The 17,891-nt window shown below is 41.9% G+C and carries 13 protein-coding genes; 11 read left to right on the plus strand and 2 right to left on the minus strand.

What is annotated here, in order from left to right; genetic code table 11:
* Window positions 1-50 precede the first annotated feature (50 nt).
* The 6 genes from B5Y40_RS23015 to B5Y40_RS23040 all read left to right on the plus strand — a co-directional run bounded on the left by B5Y40_RS23015 (window position 51) and on the right by B5Y40_RS23040 (window position 6,646).
* The gene (locus B5Y40_RS23015; protein WP_079689178.1) at window positions 51-725 is read left to right on the plus strand and encodes a response regulator transcription factor; all 675 of its coding nucleotides are present in this window, start codon (window positions 51-53) and stop codon (window positions 723-725) included.
* A complete protein-coding gene (gene porY, locus B5Y40_RS23020) occupies window positions 722-1,990 on the plus strand; it encodes a sensor histidine kinase (protein WP_079689179.1) in 1,269 nt (422 codons plus the stop codon). The genes B5Y40_RS23015 and porY overlap by 4 nt, the downstream gene beginning before the upstream one ends.
* A gap of 235 nt (window positions 1,991-2,225) precedes the next feature.
* Window positions 2,226-4,163, plus strand: a complete 1,938-nt coding sequence (locus B5Y40_RS23025; RefSeq protein WP_079689180.1) for an LTA synthase family protein — start codon at window positions 2,226-2,228, stop codon at window positions 4,161-4,163.
* Window positions 4,164-4,223: 60 nt separating this feature from the next.
* On the plus strand, window positions 4,224-4,988 hold the full coding sequence (locus tag B5Y40_RS23030) for a phosphatase PAP2 family protein (RefSeq protein WP_079689181.1): 765 nt from the start codon (window positions 4,224-4,226) through the stop codon (window positions 4,986-4,988).
* Window positions 4,989-5,240: 252 nt separating this feature from the next.
* Window positions 5,241-6,008, plus strand: a complete 768-nt coding sequence (locus tag B5Y40_RS23035) for a phosphatase PAP2 family protein (RefSeq protein WP_143785891.1) — start codon at window positions 5,241-5,243, stop codon at window positions 6,006-6,008.
* 245 nt (window positions 6,009-6,253) lie between these two features.
* Window positions 6,254-6,646: a response regulator gene (locus tag B5Y40_RS23040; protein WP_079689183.1), complete on the plus strand. Its 393-nt coding sequence runs from the start codon at window positions 6,254-6,256 to the stop codon at window positions 6,644-6,646.
* Window positions 6,647-6,679: 33 nt separating this feature from the next.
* On the opposite strand, the gene B5Y40_RS23045 is transcribed toward B5Y40_RS23040, so the two are convergent.
* Window positions 6,680-9,256, minus strand: coding sequence for an ATP-binding protein (locus tag B5Y40_RS23045; RefSeq protein WP_079689184.1), 2,577 nt, complete (start codon window positions 9,254-9,256; stop codon window positions 6,680-6,682).
* Between the two features lie 72 nt (window positions 9,257-9,328).
* On the opposite strand from B5Y40_RS23045, the gene B5Y40_RS23050 reads away from it, so the two are divergent.
* Genes B5Y40_RS23050 through B5Y40_RS23070 form a run of 5 tightly spaced genes read left to right on the plus strand, consistent with a single transcriptional unit; the run spans window position 9,329 to window position 15,968 of the window.
* Complete coding sequence (locus tag B5Y40_RS23050; RefSeq protein ID WP_245840717.1) at window positions 9,329-9,694, plus strand: response regulator transcription factor; 366 nt, start codon at window positions 9,329-9,331, stop codon at window positions 9,692-9,694.
* Window positions 9,695-9,697: 3 nt separating this feature from the next.
* Window positions 9,698-10,822, plus strand: coding sequence for a HEAT repeat domain-containing protein (locus B5Y40_RS23055; RefSeq protein WP_079689185.1), 1,125 nt, complete (start codon window positions 9,698-9,700; stop codon window positions 10,820-10,822).
* Window positions 10,823-10,839: 17 nt separating this feature from the next.
* Entirely contained in the window at window positions 10,840-12,267 is a 1,428-nt protein-coding gene (locus tag B5Y40_RS23060) for a glycosyltransferase family 2 protein (RefSeq protein WP_143785892.1), read from the plus strand.
* A 4-nt stretch (window positions 12,268-12,271) separates the two neighbouring features.
* Window positions 12,272-14,701, plus strand: coding sequence for an LTA synthase family protein (locus B5Y40_RS23065; protein WP_143785893.1), 2,430 nt, complete (start codon window positions 12,272-12,274; stop codon window positions 14,699-14,701).
* A 1-nt stretch (window position 14,702) separates the two neighbouring features.
* The gene (locus B5Y40_RS23070) at window positions 14,703-15,968 is read left to right on the plus strand and encodes a YaiO family outer membrane beta-barrel protein (RefSeq protein ID WP_079689187.1); all 1,266 of its coding nucleotides are present in this window, start codon (window positions 14,703-14,705) and stop codon (window positions 15,966-15,968) included.
* Window positions 15,969-16,174: 206 nt separating this feature from the next.
* Here B5Y40_RS23070 and B5Y40_RS23075 read toward each other — a convergent pair whose 3' ends face one another.
* Window positions 16,175-17,827 (minus strand): glycoside hydrolase family 140 protein, encoded by a 1,653-nt coding sequence (locus B5Y40_RS23075; RefSeq protein WP_079689188.1) that lies wholly within the window; start codon window positions 17,825-17,827, stop codon window positions 16,175-16,177.
* Window positions 17,828-17,891: the final 64 nt, after the last annotated feature.

Raw genomic sequence — 17,891 nt, forward strand, 5'->3', positions numbered from 1 at the left:
CAAACACGCTTTATGGTATATTTCCAGCGGATATTACGCTATTCAGAATTATGAAAGTGCTTATTGTTGAAGATGAAATTGAGCTTGCTCAAAGCATGGCCAAGTTTTTGGGTTCTGAATCTTTCATATGTGAACAGGCCCATTATTACGATACAGCACTTGATAAAATTACGGTTCACGATTACGATTGTATCTTATTGGATATTTCTTTGCCTGACGGAAACGGTCTTCTGCTTCTGGAGAAATTAAAAGCTCTCAAGAAAAATAACGGAGTAATTATTGTCTCTGCTAAAAATTCCATCGATGACAAAATCAATGGCCTGAACCTGGGAGCTGACGACTACCTGGCAAAGCCGTTTCACATGGCAGAACTTGCTGCACGGGTACAAGCCGTTGTACGAAGAAGATTATTCAACGGTCGCGATATACTTGAATTCAATGAGATAAAAATCGATACTGCGGCCATGGCGGTCACGATATCGGAGAAAGCAGTACCCCTCACACGAAAAGAGTATGAACTGCTGATATTCCTGCTGTCCAATAAAAATAAAGTCATCTCCAAAAATGCTATAGCGGAGCATTTAACCGGAGATATAGCAGAAGTAATGGATAACTTTGACTTTATATACGCGCACATAAAAAATCTAAAAAAGAAATTAGCCGATGCCGGGTGTCCGGATTATATTAAAACGATCTACGGACTAGGATATAAATTTACCACATGAGGTTACTAAATGTAAATCTGAGAAGTTTCCTATATTATTCATTATTACTGGTACTTATCGGAGTGCCCTTATTCTTCATCACCATTCGGGAAATCCTCGAACAAGAGATCGATAAAACACTGCATCTTCAACGCGAAGAGTTCATCAACCACTTACGCAACTATGAATATTTGGAAGACCTTGAAGTGGATCTCCACGTCTTTGATGAACTTGCATATGACATCAGCATTCAACCGGCATCGTCCGGCAGTAAAGATGAATTCTATGAAACCACTTCCCTTTATGATAGCATCGATCGTGAGGCAAAACCCTATCGCGTAGCAACTTCTTACTTTATTGTTAAAGGTAAGTGGTATAAACTCATCATGCGCATGTCGCTTGTAGAAAGCGAAGATCTGGTTTTGGTGATTGGCCTCGTTCAAACTTTGTTAGTCTTATTTTTGCTCGGTGGTTTCTTATTGATCAACCGCTCGCTGTCCAAAAAAATCTGGCAACCATTTTATAAAACACTTACCAAACTAAAAGCATATGAACTGAATAAATCTGAATCGTTTCAATATGAAGAAACGCGAATCGATGAGTTCGATGATCTGAATGCCGCCATACGTTCACTTACTAATAAGAACATGGAAGTATTTCAGCAGCAAAAAGAATTTATTGAGAATGCATCACACGAACTGCAAACACCACTCGCCATTTTACAATCCAAGCTTGACTTGTTGATGCAAGATGAAGCATTAACTGAAGAACAAGCTGCATTGGTAAAAGACATGACCAATACAAACCAACGTCTCTCTAAATTAAACAAGAGCTTGCTGCTGCTTTCCAAAATAGAAAACCAACAGTTCATTGATAAAGAAGACGTTGATATAACGCAGATACTGCGTGATACAATTTTGAATTACCAGGAACTCACAGCAACCACAGCTCCGAATATTTTAACGACTTCACCATTTATACTTCAGGGAAACAAAGTACTTTTGGAAATCCTGGTCAACAACCTCGTACTAAATGCATTTCAGCATACAACACATCACGACCAAATTAAAATCAAGCTACAAGATGGAATTCTCACCATCGAAAATCCGGGAGAACCCTTTAAGCAAGGCTCAGAAAAAATATTTGAAAGATTTCATAAAGAAAGCACCAACCGCTCCAGCACGGGCCTTGGATTGGCAATTGTAAAAAAAATATGCGACCTCTCGGGGTATAATCTTACATATGCATATCAATCGGGGGCGCACTATTTTAGAGTAAAATTCTGATTCAGAATTTCTTCAGAATTATTACAAGTCTTTTTTCTTAAAGTCTTTAGCCCTTAATGGTGTATATTCATTTAAAATATACCCGCTAAAAATCGGTAACAACTTACATAACTATAGTATTCCACATATTATACTCCCGTTACAAGATAAATATATAGCATTGCCATAGTAAAATAAACGTTCAGATTAAATTCAGAATCTATAGGTTGATTTGCAGGGTAAATACTTCTGATCAATGTCTACCAAAAAATCAATCGCTGCCTTTCTGCAACGATTCACCAAAAGCCGGTTCAGCAACCTTCTTCTTCTTATCGGATTGCTCGTCAGCATTTCAATGATCACACGCGTAGTGTTCCTGATCCAATCAATCCAGGGAGTTGATATAACAATCCTCAATATAGCAGGCATCTTTATACTGGGACTTTTTTACGACCTTATCAACGCAAGTTATTTCATTATACCCTTATTGTTCTATATATGGATCACGCCACAACGTATATATTCAAAAGCGTGGAGTAAATATATACTTTACGGATTCTTCTCTCTATTAACATTTATTCTCTTGTTCAATGCAGTTGCAGAGTGGTTCTTTTGGGATGAGTTCGGTGCGCGCTACAACTTTATAGCGGTAGATTACCTGGTTTATACCAATGAAGTATTAGGGAATATTAAAGAATCCTATCCGGTTGCCTGGATTGTCGCTGGTGTTATTACGCTCTGTCTTCTTCTTCAATACGCATTACGAAACCGGATCAGAACTACCGATACGTTGCCTATGAGCTTGAAAAAAAGAAGCAGCATTGCTCTTGTATTCATTCTCCTGCCTATAACTTTCTTTTTTACCGTAACAAACCGCGGCCATCATTTTAGCAGCAACGCGTATGTAAATGAACTTGCAGCGAACGGTATGTATGAACTCTTTGCTGCTTACCGAAACAATGAACTTAACTACGAACAGTTTTATAAAAAAATACCGAATGAAGAATCATTTATAGAAGTAAAAAAACTTATTCATACAGCAGAGTCACAATATATATCGAATGAAAAGCACGATCTCACTCGTAAAGTAACACATAGCGGGAAGGAAAAAAGGCTCAACGTGGTATTGATCTCGGTAGAAAGTCTGAGCGCAGATTTTATGAGCACCTTCGGAAGCACAAAAGGGATTACACCTTTTCTGGATTCATTGGCTACACAAAGTCTGTTATTCACAAAGGTATATGCCACCGGCACGCGCACCGTTCGCGGCCTCGAAGCATTATCGCTGTGTGTACCACCTACACCGGGCCAGTCCATTGTAAGAAGACCACACAACGAGCACATGTCATCGTTGGGAAAAATCTTCGAGCAAAAAGGTTATGAAAGCAAATTCATCTATGGAGGCTACGGCTATTTTGACAATATGGGCTACTTCTTTGCAAACAATAGTTATAGTGTCGTTGACCGTAATGAATTGAAGGATGAAGAAATTGACTATGAAAATATATGGGGTGTTGCTGACGAAAATCTTTTTACACTTACGCAACACGAAATAGAAAAAACCATCGCCGCTGGCAAACCTGTATTTGCTCATGTCATGACAACGTCTAATCATCGCCCGTATACATATCCCGAGGGACGCATCAATATACCCTCGCATACATGCCGGGAAGGTGCAGTGAAATATACCGACTATGCAATTGGCAAATTCATCAAATCTTGCAGCCATAAAAGCTGGTTTGCCAATACAGTCTTTGTGATCATCGCAGACCACTGCGCGTCCAGTGCCGGGAAATCAGAATTACCAATTCAGAAATATCATATACCATTATTAATCTATTCACCATCAAATATACCGGCATCACATATGGACAGACTTATGAGCCAGATCGACCTGGGCCCTACCCTGCTTGGCTTGCTGAACTTTTCGTATACCAGTAAATTTTATGGTTACGATATATTTGCGCTGGAACCGGGACGCGAACGGATCTTCATCAGCACGTATCAGAGTCTTGGGTATGTACGCGACAATAAACTGATCGTACTATCTCCTCAACAGAAAGAGCAAACCTTCCTGGTAAATTTCAAAACTAATTCACTTAGTCCAATAGCCAATGACAGTAAACTGACCCGTGAGGCAATTTCATGGTATCAATCGGCAAGTTATGCGTTCCGCAAAGGACTTATGCATTAGTATACATATTAACTGATAACATAACAATATTTCAAATCCGTAATCTATATACTTATTCATATGAAATATGGTATCCTGATCGTTCTTCTCTTGCGTATCTCGCTATGCTTTGGTCAATACAATCTGCGAAGCAAGAACTATACGTCCATCAACCTTACTTTACAGAAAGAACCAATACATAAAAAAAACGTATGGCTGCAGGCAACATATGTACCACTCACGCTTGTGGCACTGGGTGCTTTAAGTACACAGAACAATAACATCATCGACCGGCACGAGATCCGTGAAGAGAGAAATGAATATACACCAACCTTTCACCACAAGGCCGATAATTATTTACAGTTTGCTCCTATACTGGCAGTATATGGTTTGAATGCTGTTGGTATAAAAGGGAAAAATACCATGGCAAACCGCACAGCCATTTTAATAAAAGCAGAATTGATCATGACAGCTTTAACATTTTCATTAAAGAAGATAACAGCAGTGCCCAGACCCGATACTGGTCATCCTACATCATTTCCGTCCGGGCATACGGCACAAGCATTTGCTGCAGCAACCTTTATGGCAAAGGAGTATGGTGACCAAAGTATATGGTACCCCATCGGGGCGTATACCGTTGCTACAGGTATCGGTGCTATGCGGATCTTGAACAATCGCCATTGGATATCCGATGTGCTGGCCGGAGCCGGGATTGGTATATTGGCTACCAACATCGCGTACCTTACACATGGCTATAAATGGGGAAGCAAGAGAAAAAATACAATGATTGTGCCTTCGTATAGCGGATCTGCAGCAGGATTATATATCCGCTACCAGTTCCGGTAGGTATAAACACTGAATACCCCATCCACAGTGAGCGTTGTGGCAGGTAAAAAATTGGGGCAATTTGGCCTGTTCTTTGCTTTTATGCGAAGCAAAAAGATTCAAAAATCTGCATTTTGGACAAGCTAATGCATACTATAATTCCTTTTTGGAAGTTATGATGCATGTACTTTTCAGATTTAGTTTTCCCTTTTTCAATTAACAAATGATGCGTATCTTGATACCTTGATACGCCCGGGAATCAGCGACAGCATTATGAAATTTCAACCTCTAGCCTTATTTGTAAGTATTTGTCTTACTTTCCAAGTATGCAGTGCCCAGATTAATCAGCAGAAACGCAGCTATGATGATGCGAACCTGGGTCTTCCCGATCAAAAACTCAAACGGAAAAACAGTCTTTTCCACGCGGTAAAGGTTCCGGTGACACTCATCGCGCTGGGTATATATGCAACGGCCGACCACAAGGTTATTAATCGATACGAGATTCGTGAAGAACGCAATGAGTACATGCCGAACTTCCGCAGCAGCGTTGATAATTACCTGATGCATGTACCGGTATTGGCAGTATATGGATTAAACATGGCGGGTGTAAAAGGCAAACATGATTTCAGAAACCGCTCGCTGTTATTGATGAAATCTGAAATGATTATGGCGGCAATGGTATTCTCTGTAAAACAATTTACACAGGTTACGCGCCCGGATGATAGTAATAACTACTCATTCCCTTCCGGACATACTGCACAAGCTTTTGCTACGGCAACGTTTATGTCTAAAGAATATGGCGACCAAAGTATATGGTATAGCGTAGGAGCTTACGGCATGGCCACTACAGTTGGCGTTATGCGCGTTCTTAACAACCGCCACTGGATCTCCGATGTGCTGGCTGGAGCTGGTATCGGTATTCTTTCCACCAATCTCGCATACCTTACCCATCGGTATAAATGGAAGAATAAAAACAGTGATCTGACCATCATTCCGATGTATACTAATGGCCCTGGAATATATCTGGGATATACTTTATAACAGCAACAATCCTGGTATAATATATTGCTGAAATGAGACAGCATGTTGCATCAAATTAAATTTCTTCTCGTGTTCAAACACACAACGGATGGCCTAGCGTATTTGAAACGCAGGTAAAAAAATATTATCGCCTGACGTCTTTTACTCCGTTCACAAATTCGTTATCTTCAACTACCCTTCCATACAACATGTGAACAGGATAGAAATTTCACAAGTCGGTTTTCGATGTATTTAATATATATACCATGAAGAAAATTCTGCTAGTTGATGACGATCAAATCTGTAACTTAATCAGTAAGAAAACACTTCAGCGCATGGGCATTGTAAATGAAGTGCATACTGCATTGAATGGTGAAGAAGCGATCACGCTGTTGAATGATTATTTCAAGGGAGCACTTTCCTTGCCGGATGTTATATTACTGGATCTGAATATGCCCATTATGGATGGCTTCAGTTTTATAGAGGCCTTTAACAGACTTAAGATTCCAAATAAAGAGAGTATGCGAATCGTAATCGTTACCTCGTCACAAAACCCAAACGACATCAGCAAAGCCCGAGAATTAGGTGTTACATCTTTTCTCACAAAACCGGTTACAGAAACAAACCTGCGTTCTGCCTTTGAAGAACTCATCAGCTGATACAATTACTCAGATAAATCGTATCTCCGGAAGTTATGTCGGTTGTATAGTATACGTCTTATTCATTTCATCTTTCAGGAGTATCACTGCTTCATCACAGGTTTTATAAAAGTGTACACGCAGTGCCTCCGGAAATGAATCATTACCAGGATATATAGCCGTCATTTTTTCGCGGGCATCATTGATTGCTTCTGACAAAGGCTTATGGTTAATAACACTCACGGTTGTTTTACTCTTATGCACACCGGCACGAAATATATCAGCATTTCTTTCTGTTACAGCTTTTTCAAAAGCTGATTTTAGTTCTTCAAGGTTATCTATGAACTGCCGGATCAATTCTCTTTTAAACTCTATATTTCCCTCGGTATATAAATCAAGTTGGTTAGATATAGACACTGGTGTAGCCTCGAACTCTCCATTCAGAATATATTTCGCAATGATCCGCTGTAGATCCGCAGGATGGAATGGTTTGCTCATATAGTCGGTCATACCTGTCATCATTACTTTATCGCGCATCTCAATCATGGCAGAGGCCGTCAAAGCAATGATCGGGATATTTTTAAAGTATAGATCATCCAACGCACGGATGGCCTGCGTAGCATCATAACCATTCATTACCGGCATTTGCAAATCCATCAAAACCAGGTCATATCTTTTTTCAAGGATCAACTCAAGCGCTTCTTTTCCATTGCTCGCCACAACGGTATGGATACCCCAACTTTGTAAAAAGTTTATAGCAACAATTTGATTAACGCGATTGTCCTCTACCAGCAGTACACGAATATTTCTATTCTTCAACATGGTAACAAGGTCACTGTTGGCAGTCTCTCCTTCCAGGGGCTTCTCACCTTCTTCCAGCGTGAGCGTAAAATAGAATTTAGAACCTTTACCTGGTATACTCTCAACGGCAATATCACTGTCCATAAGCCGCAGCAGCTTTCGCGTAATGGTAAGGCCCAATCCCGTGCCACCAAATTTCCGCGCACTGCTATCGCCTGCCTGTGAGAAGCTATCAAAGATCGATTCTATATTTTCGGGAGGTATACCAATGCCTGTATCGCTAACACTGCAATATAAAGTCACGGCACTTCCGGTATTCTTAATTTTCCGGATGGTGAGTATAACTTCTCCCTCCATTGTAAACTTTACTGCATTCCCCATCAGGTTTGTAATAATCTGAGTAATGCGTACGGGATCGCCCCTAAAGTATTGCGGAAGTTCATCGTCATACTGAGCCGATACTTTTACATTCTTTCCGAAGGCATGATACTCCATCATCTTGACTATGCGCTGAACAATCTCCTTCAGATCAAAATCAATTGTATTGATTTCGATTTTGTTCGCTTCAATTTTGCTGAAGTCCAGAATATCGTTAATGATCGTCAACAGGTTTTCACCTGAAAACTTCAGCAGCTTAAGATTCTCGGCCTGTCCATTGTTTCGTTTTTCTTCAAGCAAAAGATTTGTCAATCCAATGATCGCGTTCATGGGAGTACGGATCTCGTGGCTTATCATGCTCAGGAATTTACCCTTTGTTTTTGCTGCTGTCTCTGCTTTTTCTTTTGCTTCCATCAACGCTTCTTCCGTTTTTTTGCGCTGTGTAATGTCACGTGATGACATCTGGAATCCATCGAGTACACCAGTCTCAGTATAGGTGGCCATTATATAAGCCTCCATCCAGATACTCGCACCGTCCTTCCTCACCATGCGATATTCCATACTTTGTACATCATGCGACCCGGAAGCAATTTCCGAAAAACCTTTTTGCAAGCGATCACGATCTTCCGGATGAATGAACCGGTATATTTCCTGTCCCAAAAATTCACTCGTGCGATAGCCTGTGATATGCTCGACAGAAGCGGAGATAAATTTATACCGGACTTCCGGAGTATAGAGACAAATAAGGTCTTTCGTATTCTCGGAGAGAAGACGGTATAACTTTTCACTCTTCACCAACGCATTAGCCTGCCTGGACAATTTTTTATTATTGGTCCGTAACCGGTTTAGCACGGGAAGAAATATATAGATAAATTCGAATATCAGAATGGCAACCGCTAGCCCAGACAATGCCAGTTCTATCTTTTTTAAATAGTATAATTTTTGTTCAGCTTCATATTGATAGGTGTATACCGTCTTCTCCATCAACAGCAGAAACGGTAGCTCATCCGTTGTAATCTGGTCAATTGCCTGCTCGATAACAGGAAGTGTGGGAGTTTCAAGTATATTTCGGGAAGCTGCCGCAATGGCTGCGAGGTGACTTGTATTCAACTGTAACAGTGAATCAATTGCTTTACTTCTAGCATTGTTCTTGTTCTGATCAATCAATGTACGGTGCACATTTTCCCAGCTATCAACCAGGGTGCGCAAAGTATCCAACCGGTTAAAACGTATAGCTCCGGTTTCTACAATATCATTTTTAAGGTAAAGTATCAGTTTGGAAATTCGCTGACTTAACATGCGCTGCCGACCTGCCGTGTTAATGAGATGCGCGTCTTGATTTTGCCGTTGCAAGTCATACTGGATAATTGCCTGCGTAGCGATAATCGTTAACACAACGGAACCGATAAACAAAATGTAGCGCCCTTTCAAAGAGCGTGGTGTTGTTTTCATAAAGAAATTTAATAAATTAATAAATGTTATTTACTCGCCAGCGCACTGGAATAATTTTTTAATAAGAGGAACATGATGAAAATTTTAGTCTGTGATGATGACGAAGCATTGGTTAGCATGGTACGATTCAAGCTCTCTCGCGAAAATTTCGGTGAAGTATTTAAAGCCGCTGACGGTCGCGAAGCAAAACGTTTACTGGATGAGAATACATTTGATCTTATTATCTCTGATATTCACATGCCCTTCCATTCAGGACTCGAGATCGTAACGCATGTGCGGCAGGTACTAAAAAAAAATACGCCGATTATCATTCTCTCTGCTGAAGGACTTGAGGAAACAGTATTGCAGGCTTTCGATATGGGTGCAAATGATTTCATCACAAAACCATTCAGTCCGGCAGAACTTGCTATACGCGTGAAACGCCTGCTAAATTTATGATGCATGATGTATGAACAATGGCTACATGCTTACGGGATCACTGATGAAGAAAAAGTATTCACCTTCATTGCGATGTTCTTTTTCATCGCCGCCTTCCTGTTCATCACATTTATACTTATCAGTCGATTTACCAAGAACAACCGGCAGCAGCATGAAGTAGCGTTACGCAATCATTTTCAACGCTCACTGAATGCCATCATCATTATGGAAACTACTTCTGCGGTTCCCGATTCATCTTATCGTTTCAAGATTGAAAGTCTGAAAAATGTGATGAAGCAATCTTCTTTCGCGCGGCAGGTCATGATGAATCAATTGGTAGCGCTGAAGAAGACTATATCCGGTTCCACTTCGAAAATATTGGAGCGAATATATATAGAGCTTGACTTGCACAGCTATAGTATTCGAAAATTGAAACGCGGTTCGTGGAAAATGAAAGCGCAGGGAATCCGGGAACTAACCGAACTTAATTATACCGATGCTATACATTCTATCCGAAATTTTCTGACTGCTAAAAATAAAACGCTGCGGGAAGAAACATTTCTGGCGCTCGTGCGGCTTGACCAGGACAAGCCACTTTCCTTTCTGGATCATTATACCGGTGAACTCACACCGTGGATGCGCATCAATATACATTATCACTTGTCGAAGTCTGATTCACGCAGAATACCGGATTTCAGCCAATGGTTTACAAGTAGTAACCTAGACGTTGTATTGTTCTCTCTAAGTATGGCACGTCAACTGAGGCAAACTTCTGCTGTAACGAAGTTACCCGAACTTTTATCGCATAGCGACGTGCGTGTAGTATCCCTCACGTTCGAAACGATCACTGAGTTAGAAGCGTACGATCTGGCAGATGTTGTAACCGCGAAAACAGATACATTCTGGAACAATGAAAAGATCAGCGCACGGCTGGTACGATGCCTCGGAAGAATCAGTTATACGCATGAACACAAGCAAGCGATCCTTACCTATCTTGACCACCCGGACTATCACGTGCGTTTTTACGCAACGAAGGCTTTATATACACTGGACGATGAAGCACGAAACATGCTTCAAGATTTCAATACAGAAATGAATGGTATACTTTCCGGTATCATCAACCATATATCGGAACCGCTTTTACAATAACTGTAATCAACCGTTGAATGTGGAATATTATTTACCAGGTCGTTAACACACTTATTCTCGCTTATGCCGTTACCATCGCAGTGAGTTACCTGGTGCTTGCCATCATTTCCATGATTGAAATGCATGCCTATATCAGAAGAAATTATTTCATAGATTATAAATATATCCTTTCATCACCCTTTGCTCCAGGCATTTCGCTGATCGCCCCGGCTTATAATGAAGGACTCACCATCATCGACAATGTGAAGTCGCTGCTTTCGATCATGTATAATAATTATGAAGTGATCATTATCAACGATGGCAGTAAAGATGATACGCTGGCAAAACTGATTCCTGCATTCGACCTCGTGAAAGTAAATTATGATCTGCAATATACCGTAGCCACAAAACCGGTACGCGGTATATATAAATCCAGGAACAGAGCTTTTAAAAAACTCACTGTAGTGGACAAAGAGAACGGTGGAAAAGCAGACGCATTGAATGTGGGGCTAAATTTCTCCAGGAAAGATCTCGTGGCCTGTATAGATGTAGACTGTATCATTGAACCAGATGCGCTTCTGAAAATGGTAAAACCTTTTCTGGAAGATCGCACCGTTATTGCTTCCGGTGGTGTAGTGCGCATTGCCAACTCATGCATTATAGAAGAAGGAAGATTGATTGAAATAAAACTCCCGGTAAGTCTTCTTGCACGCATGCAGGTGTTAGAGTATATACGGGCTTTTCTATTGGGCCGTATGGCATGGAGCAAATTGAATGGACTACTGCTCATTTCAGGAGCCTTCGGCTTATTTAAGCGTGAGACTGCCTTGAAAGCCGGTGGCTATAATCACAAAACCGTGGGCGAAGATATGGAACTCGTGGTACGCATGAGAAGGTATATGCAAGACCAGGGACAGCGTTACCGGGTTGCCTATATACCGGATCCGCTTTGCTGGACAGAAGCACCTTCCAGTGCTACGATCTTAAGCCGACAGCGTAACCGTTGGGCACGTGGTACTTTTGAGACTCTATCACTCCACAAGAAGTTATTCTTCAATCCTAAGTACGGAGTTATGGGAATGCTCAGTTACCCGTTTTGGTTTTTCTACGAATGGCTCTCTCCCTTTGTAGAGTTTATAGGGCTCGTGTTTTTCCTGCTCCTCGTTATACTTGGTAAAGTGAATTGGACTTTTTTCATTTCATTGACCTTTGCCGTTTATTCATTCGCGTTTTTCATTTCCATGTTCTCTATGTTAGCAGAAGAGACATCTTTCTTTAAATACACGGCCAAGCGTGATATATTCAAAATGATTGCCATTGCTTTACTCGAACCGATCTGGTTTCATCCACGCGTAGTGTGGTGGTCTATAAAAGGAAATTATGATCTGATGAAAGGAAAAAAATCCTGGGGTGAAATGACGCGCCAGGGATTTGTTCAGTATAAGCGTAAAGAGAAAGTTGCATAGCAGCATGAAGCATACGATAGCCGAATCACTAAAGAAAATTTTACCAGCAACACTCTTGTTCGCGGTGGTATCTGTATTCATCCGGCTATATGAATATATTGTTGTAACCAGCAACTATAGTACCCTCAACGTGGCAGCCTTTGAACTGCGCGGTATAGGTTATGATGTAATTGTATCGCTTTCTTTTGCTTCCGTTGTCATGCTTGTGCATCTCATGCTTTCACTCTGGTCGCTTCGTATAGCGTACGTGGTGAGTTCCGTTTTGTTTACAGGACTTGTGATACTATCGTTTTGCATCACGCATTACTTTACCGTGACGCTGTTCCCGTTGAGCACTGATCTATATGGATACTCACTCCGAGATATTGCCACAACGATACGCTCTTCGGGAGGAACAAGTGTAAGCGCCCTGATTACCTTTATCCTTATACTCACAGGCTTTATAGCAGCACTGTACTGGATTTACCATGCAAATTTTCTTCAAGGTATATCAGCTTTTGCGGCGTTATGCTCGCTCGTGATTTTCATTTCGTTGATTCTTCCACACCATGCAGCGCCCGAGAATTTTGATCGGGATATAGATTACTATTTAGCCGTTAACAAAACCTGGTATTTCACTGATCGAACAAAAGACTATATCCGCGACAAATTTATACAAGAGAATTTTGATCCGAATGCATATCCGTTTCTACACCGCGTTGAGTATACCGATAGCCTGGGCCAATATTTTCATAAAGCACCAGAACCGCCTTCCATAGTAATGATTATCGTGGAAGGCCTTGGTCGCGATTTTACCGGACCGCAGGCACCCTATGGCGGCTTCACACCTTTCCTCGATTCACTGTCACAACGGAGCCTCTACTGGGAGAATGCTGTCAGCAACGCTGGTCGTACATTTGGTGCACTGCCGAGTATACTCGGGTCGCTGCCTTATGGGAGCGAAGGGTTTATGGGCTATGGCGCTTCTCTACCAGATCATCAAACTTTGGTGAGCCTTCTTAAACCCCACGGCTATAGATCCAGTTTTTTTTATGGTGGTTCCGCACATTTTGATAACCAGGATATCTTCCTGGAATATCAGGGCATAGATCGGTTTATAGATGAAAGTAAATTCCCGGCATCGTATCGACAGACGACACATGTATCATCGTGGGGGTTTGCGGATGATGAAGTCTTTACCTTTGCTGCACAGGAACTAAAGCAAGAAAAGGCTCCGCGATTGGATATATACCTCACACTTACAACGCATGAACCCTTTATTTCTCCGAATCCGAAATTTGATACCCTGCTCTCCAGGCATCTTGAGAATCTTTCCTCCCCAATCTTAAAAAAGGAAGTGCAGGAGAATAAAGGAATCTTCTCGTGCCTGCTATATACCGATAATGCGATACGAAATCTGTTTCGGCACTATCAGTCGCGTGCCGACTTCAGTAATACTATATTCATTGTAACGGGTGATCACCGGCTTATTCCCATGGCACCTGGTAATAAGATTAAACGTTTTCATATTCCGCTCATTGTATACTCGCCACTTCTCAAGCAAGAAAAAAAATTTGCTTCACTCGCGGTCCATTCGAATATCACGCCAACCTTGTTAAACTACCTTGCTGCAAATTATAACTTTGATTTTCCTGACGAAATGCCTTTTATTTCCGGGCCTTTGCACTTTGATTCTACATTCTCCAGTAATCTGGACGTTGCACTCACCCGAAGTAAAAATGAAATACGCGATTATGTAGACGGTGAATATTTCTTGTCCGATGACAGACTATATAAGATTTTACCAGGGCTGAACCTGGAACCGATTCAGAATGAGACAATCAAAAAGAACGTGATTGAAAAACTGAAACGTTTTAAAGCTAAAAATACATTTGCGTGCGACCACAACAGGGTTGATAAACGCTCTGCTCCAAAACTTGTGTTGTTCACTTTTTCAGCAAGTGAGCAACAAATACTGGATGATTTGAAAATCGAGTCACTGGATGTTGATCAGCAATTTATAAAAGCACGGGATGTTGCATTTGAAAAACAATATCTTCAGAGCCGTACCATCCTGAAATATCTCCTGAATAAAAATCCGAATTACCACGATGCGCGCATCTTACTGGCCAGAACCTATGCCTGGGATGCACGCTACGATAGCGCCATGCTATATATACAGCAGGCACTACAACGCAGTCCGTATTATGCAGATGCATATGTAGCCTGGGGCGACCTTGAATATTGGCAAGGGCATCATCAGCAATCTGCACACGCCATCAAAAAAGGTCTGAGTATTGACAGCAGCAATATAGACCTGCGTGCACGCCATGCGCGTGTGCTGATACTGGAGGGAAAAAATAAAGACGCGGAAAAAATACTGCTCGAGGTATTAGCAAAAGATCCCAACCAGGAGATTGCAAAGGACTTGATTCGTAAACTAAAAAAAGAATAGTATGGCATCCCCGAAATGTTTCATATACTATATGTTGTGTATGCTTACAGCATTTTCCTCCACAGCACAGGAATGGAAGGCATTGGGTGTTGATGAGCTTTTCGAAAAGGCACGTCAGACCGCCTTTGATGGTAAACGGGAAGAAGCACGGACTATGCTGATCACTATTCTCGAACGCGCTCCAGACTATACGGATGTACGGATTTTCCTGGCGCGCACTTATGCGTGGGACGAACAGCGTGCGCAAGCTCGAAAAGAACTTCAAACGGTTTTGGCGAAATCGCCTTCACATGAAGATGCGCTCAACGCATTAACAGATGTAGAAATGTGGGATGATAACTTTGCGCAAGCCCTTACCGTTGTAAATACCGGTCTCTCCTATTATCCTAATTCGGAAGATCTTTTATACAAAAAGGCACGTATACTAAAATCACTTGATCAGCCGGAAGAAGCTCAACGTGTACTGAATCACTTACTGTCCATTAACCCAGCGCATACCAAAGGCCTTGAGTTATCGGAAGATTTTCGTCTGGCACGCATGAAATATACTGCCGGTGTATCGTATGACCTCGATCTTTTCAGTCGCACCTATAATCCTGCGCACTCATTGGCTGTACAACTTGCGCGTGCAAACCGGTGGGGTTCATCCATTATCCGGTTAAATTATGCGCATCGCTTTTCTTCCAATGGAATTCAACCTGAAATTGATCTATACCCCCGGATCGTACAGGGTGTATATGCTTACCTCAATTATGGATATTCCGATAGCGACTTGTTTCCGCAACATCGCTTTGGTGCAGAGGTGTTCACCAAGCTCCCTTTAAGCTTCGAAGCATCGGCAGGTCTCCGGCATTTATACTTTGGGACAACCAGCAAAGTGACGATCTACACAGGGTCTATCGGCTGGTACTATAAAAGTTACTGGTTCTCGTTCCGTCCCTATATTACTCCGGGCGAGCCGGGTACATCGTTCTCCTCCACGTTAACGGTCAGGAAATATTTCAAAGATGCAGACAACTATATCGGACTCACCGGTGGCTATGGGTTCTCTCCGGACGATCGCAGGATTCAAAGTTCTACCGGCCTGAGTGCAGATCGCATTTATATTCTGAAATCACAACGGGTGGGATTTGCCTGGCAAAAAACGCTGAAGCGAAATTTTATACTAAACATCAGCCTGGGACTGTCCCGCCAGGAATTATCTTTTGATGAAGGTAAATATGTGTGGATCACAAACACGGTTGTGGGTTTACGCAAAAGGTTTTAACCGTATACCTATAATACCGCAAGTTTTGTTTAATGAAAGCAACATCATCTTAAACGGCTTATCCTCAGCATATCGTAGCCTATATCTGATTCATGCTTTAAGAATATAGGTAAATATCTGAGGCAGCCAACTACAGCACTACATGAATATGTAGGCAAAATGCTGAAGCACCAAGACCTGCCATACTATGTTTATACATCCAAATGCTATAGCTTTCGCTCACCAACAATCAACACCCACGGATTGTTATCGGGGGCTATAAATGTATTCTCTTGCCGTGATGTTCTCACATTTACAAATGCTCCGGTTTTGGGATTGAACCAGTGATGAGGAAGATTAGCCGGTATATTTCGGATCGTTATCGCTCCGCCTTCCGCGAGGTATGCTATATAAAACGTGCCCTCTTTCGCAAGCAACGGTTTATTACCTTCGGTGAGGTCAAAACGTTTCTCCATATCCGTAAAATCAAAATGCTGAAAGGCTTTTGATACGAACCCTACATATTTACTTCCTTCAAGATGTATAGCCTCGCGCCAGGACACCGGCTGATCAGTCCACGTGTCCCATCCCGCTTCATCCGGCTTTACTTTCCATTGCCAAAGACCGGCAGCACCATATACTACACCCATGGTTCCTCCGTGCATCAATTGTGTCCATGCCTCTTCACCTTGCCACCATCCCAATCCCAGCGTGCCCCCACCCATACCTTCGTATGTTGGCTCTCCGTTAAGGACAGCCTTCACAGGTTTATTACTATACATCTCCTCCACCTTGTAGAGTATATGTTTGCCTTCATGTCCGCTTTGGGCCCACTGGAAGTCAAGCCAGGGTTCAGCCTGATGCGAACGGTTATAGTGAAAACACTTTGTGCTGTCGTCTTGCGCCCAGGGTGCGAGGTAATTGTCTGCAGGATTATAGTGAATACCCGTGGGCTGCCTATAACAATCCCACGCTTCAATGGCTATACCACCAGGCTCTACTCCGGGATCAAGCCCTGTGCCATCGGCACTTACAAGCCAACATGCAGGCATACTTCCGTAACGTGCTATTAGGTATTTACAATACCGAGCATACTCTTCGGGAACAGCTGTAGTACCCAGTACTGTTTTACCTTTCCAGCCGAAACCATGAAAGACCGGTTGATATACCGGTACTATACCATGGTCCACCAGTATAGTCATCAACGAGTCGAGATACTGAAAGTAATCAGGCTTTAGTATATTCAAATGTCCTTGCGGGAGATCCTCAAAAGCTCTGTCAAAGCCAAATATACTATCACGCGCTTCGGGGCCTTCCGCATACCGATCCGGTTGGACAGACATCAGCAGCGCTGTGTTATAGCCTTTTTGCTTACGGTCATTAGCATATATCTTTACCTGATCGGTAGTGGCCCGGAACGGAATAGCCCAAGGTGTATCCCCTATAACCAGAAAGGGTGTGCCATCATGATGTACTATATTTCTCTTTTCGGGAGATATTCGAAGCAAACCATGTTTCAACAGGGTGTTATTGCCCGTATATACTACAGATTTAAGTTTACCATGCTGTCTGGATAAGCCGGCATCATTACCCGAAGTATAGGTTGTCCAACTCCATACTGTTGCGGTATCGGGTGGCGTAAACCTTATCTTCCAATACTTATCGCCGTCCCAAAATGCGGGCCTCTTTAAAGAATCTCCACGATTATTGGTAAATACAGCCCATATATCTATATCTGTATATGGGTTTTTATATATATTCTGAGACGTTAGGGTAATTTCATAAGTTGTCCACTGCGGAATATGGGGTATAATTTGATCTTTAGGGCCGCATTGTGTGAAAATTATATATACTATGAGGATAAAGCGACAGTTTTTCATATATATGGGGGTTTTGAGATATATGAATTTAAAGATATTCTGGTATAAAAGAAGCTATCTTTAT

It is taken from the genome of Ohtaekwangia koreensis (assembly GCF_900167975.1).
In the GTDB taxonomy this organism is placed as follows: domain Bacteria; phylum Bacteroidota; class Bacteroidia; order Cytophagales; family Cyclobacteriaceae; genus Ohtaekwangia; species Ohtaekwangia koreensis.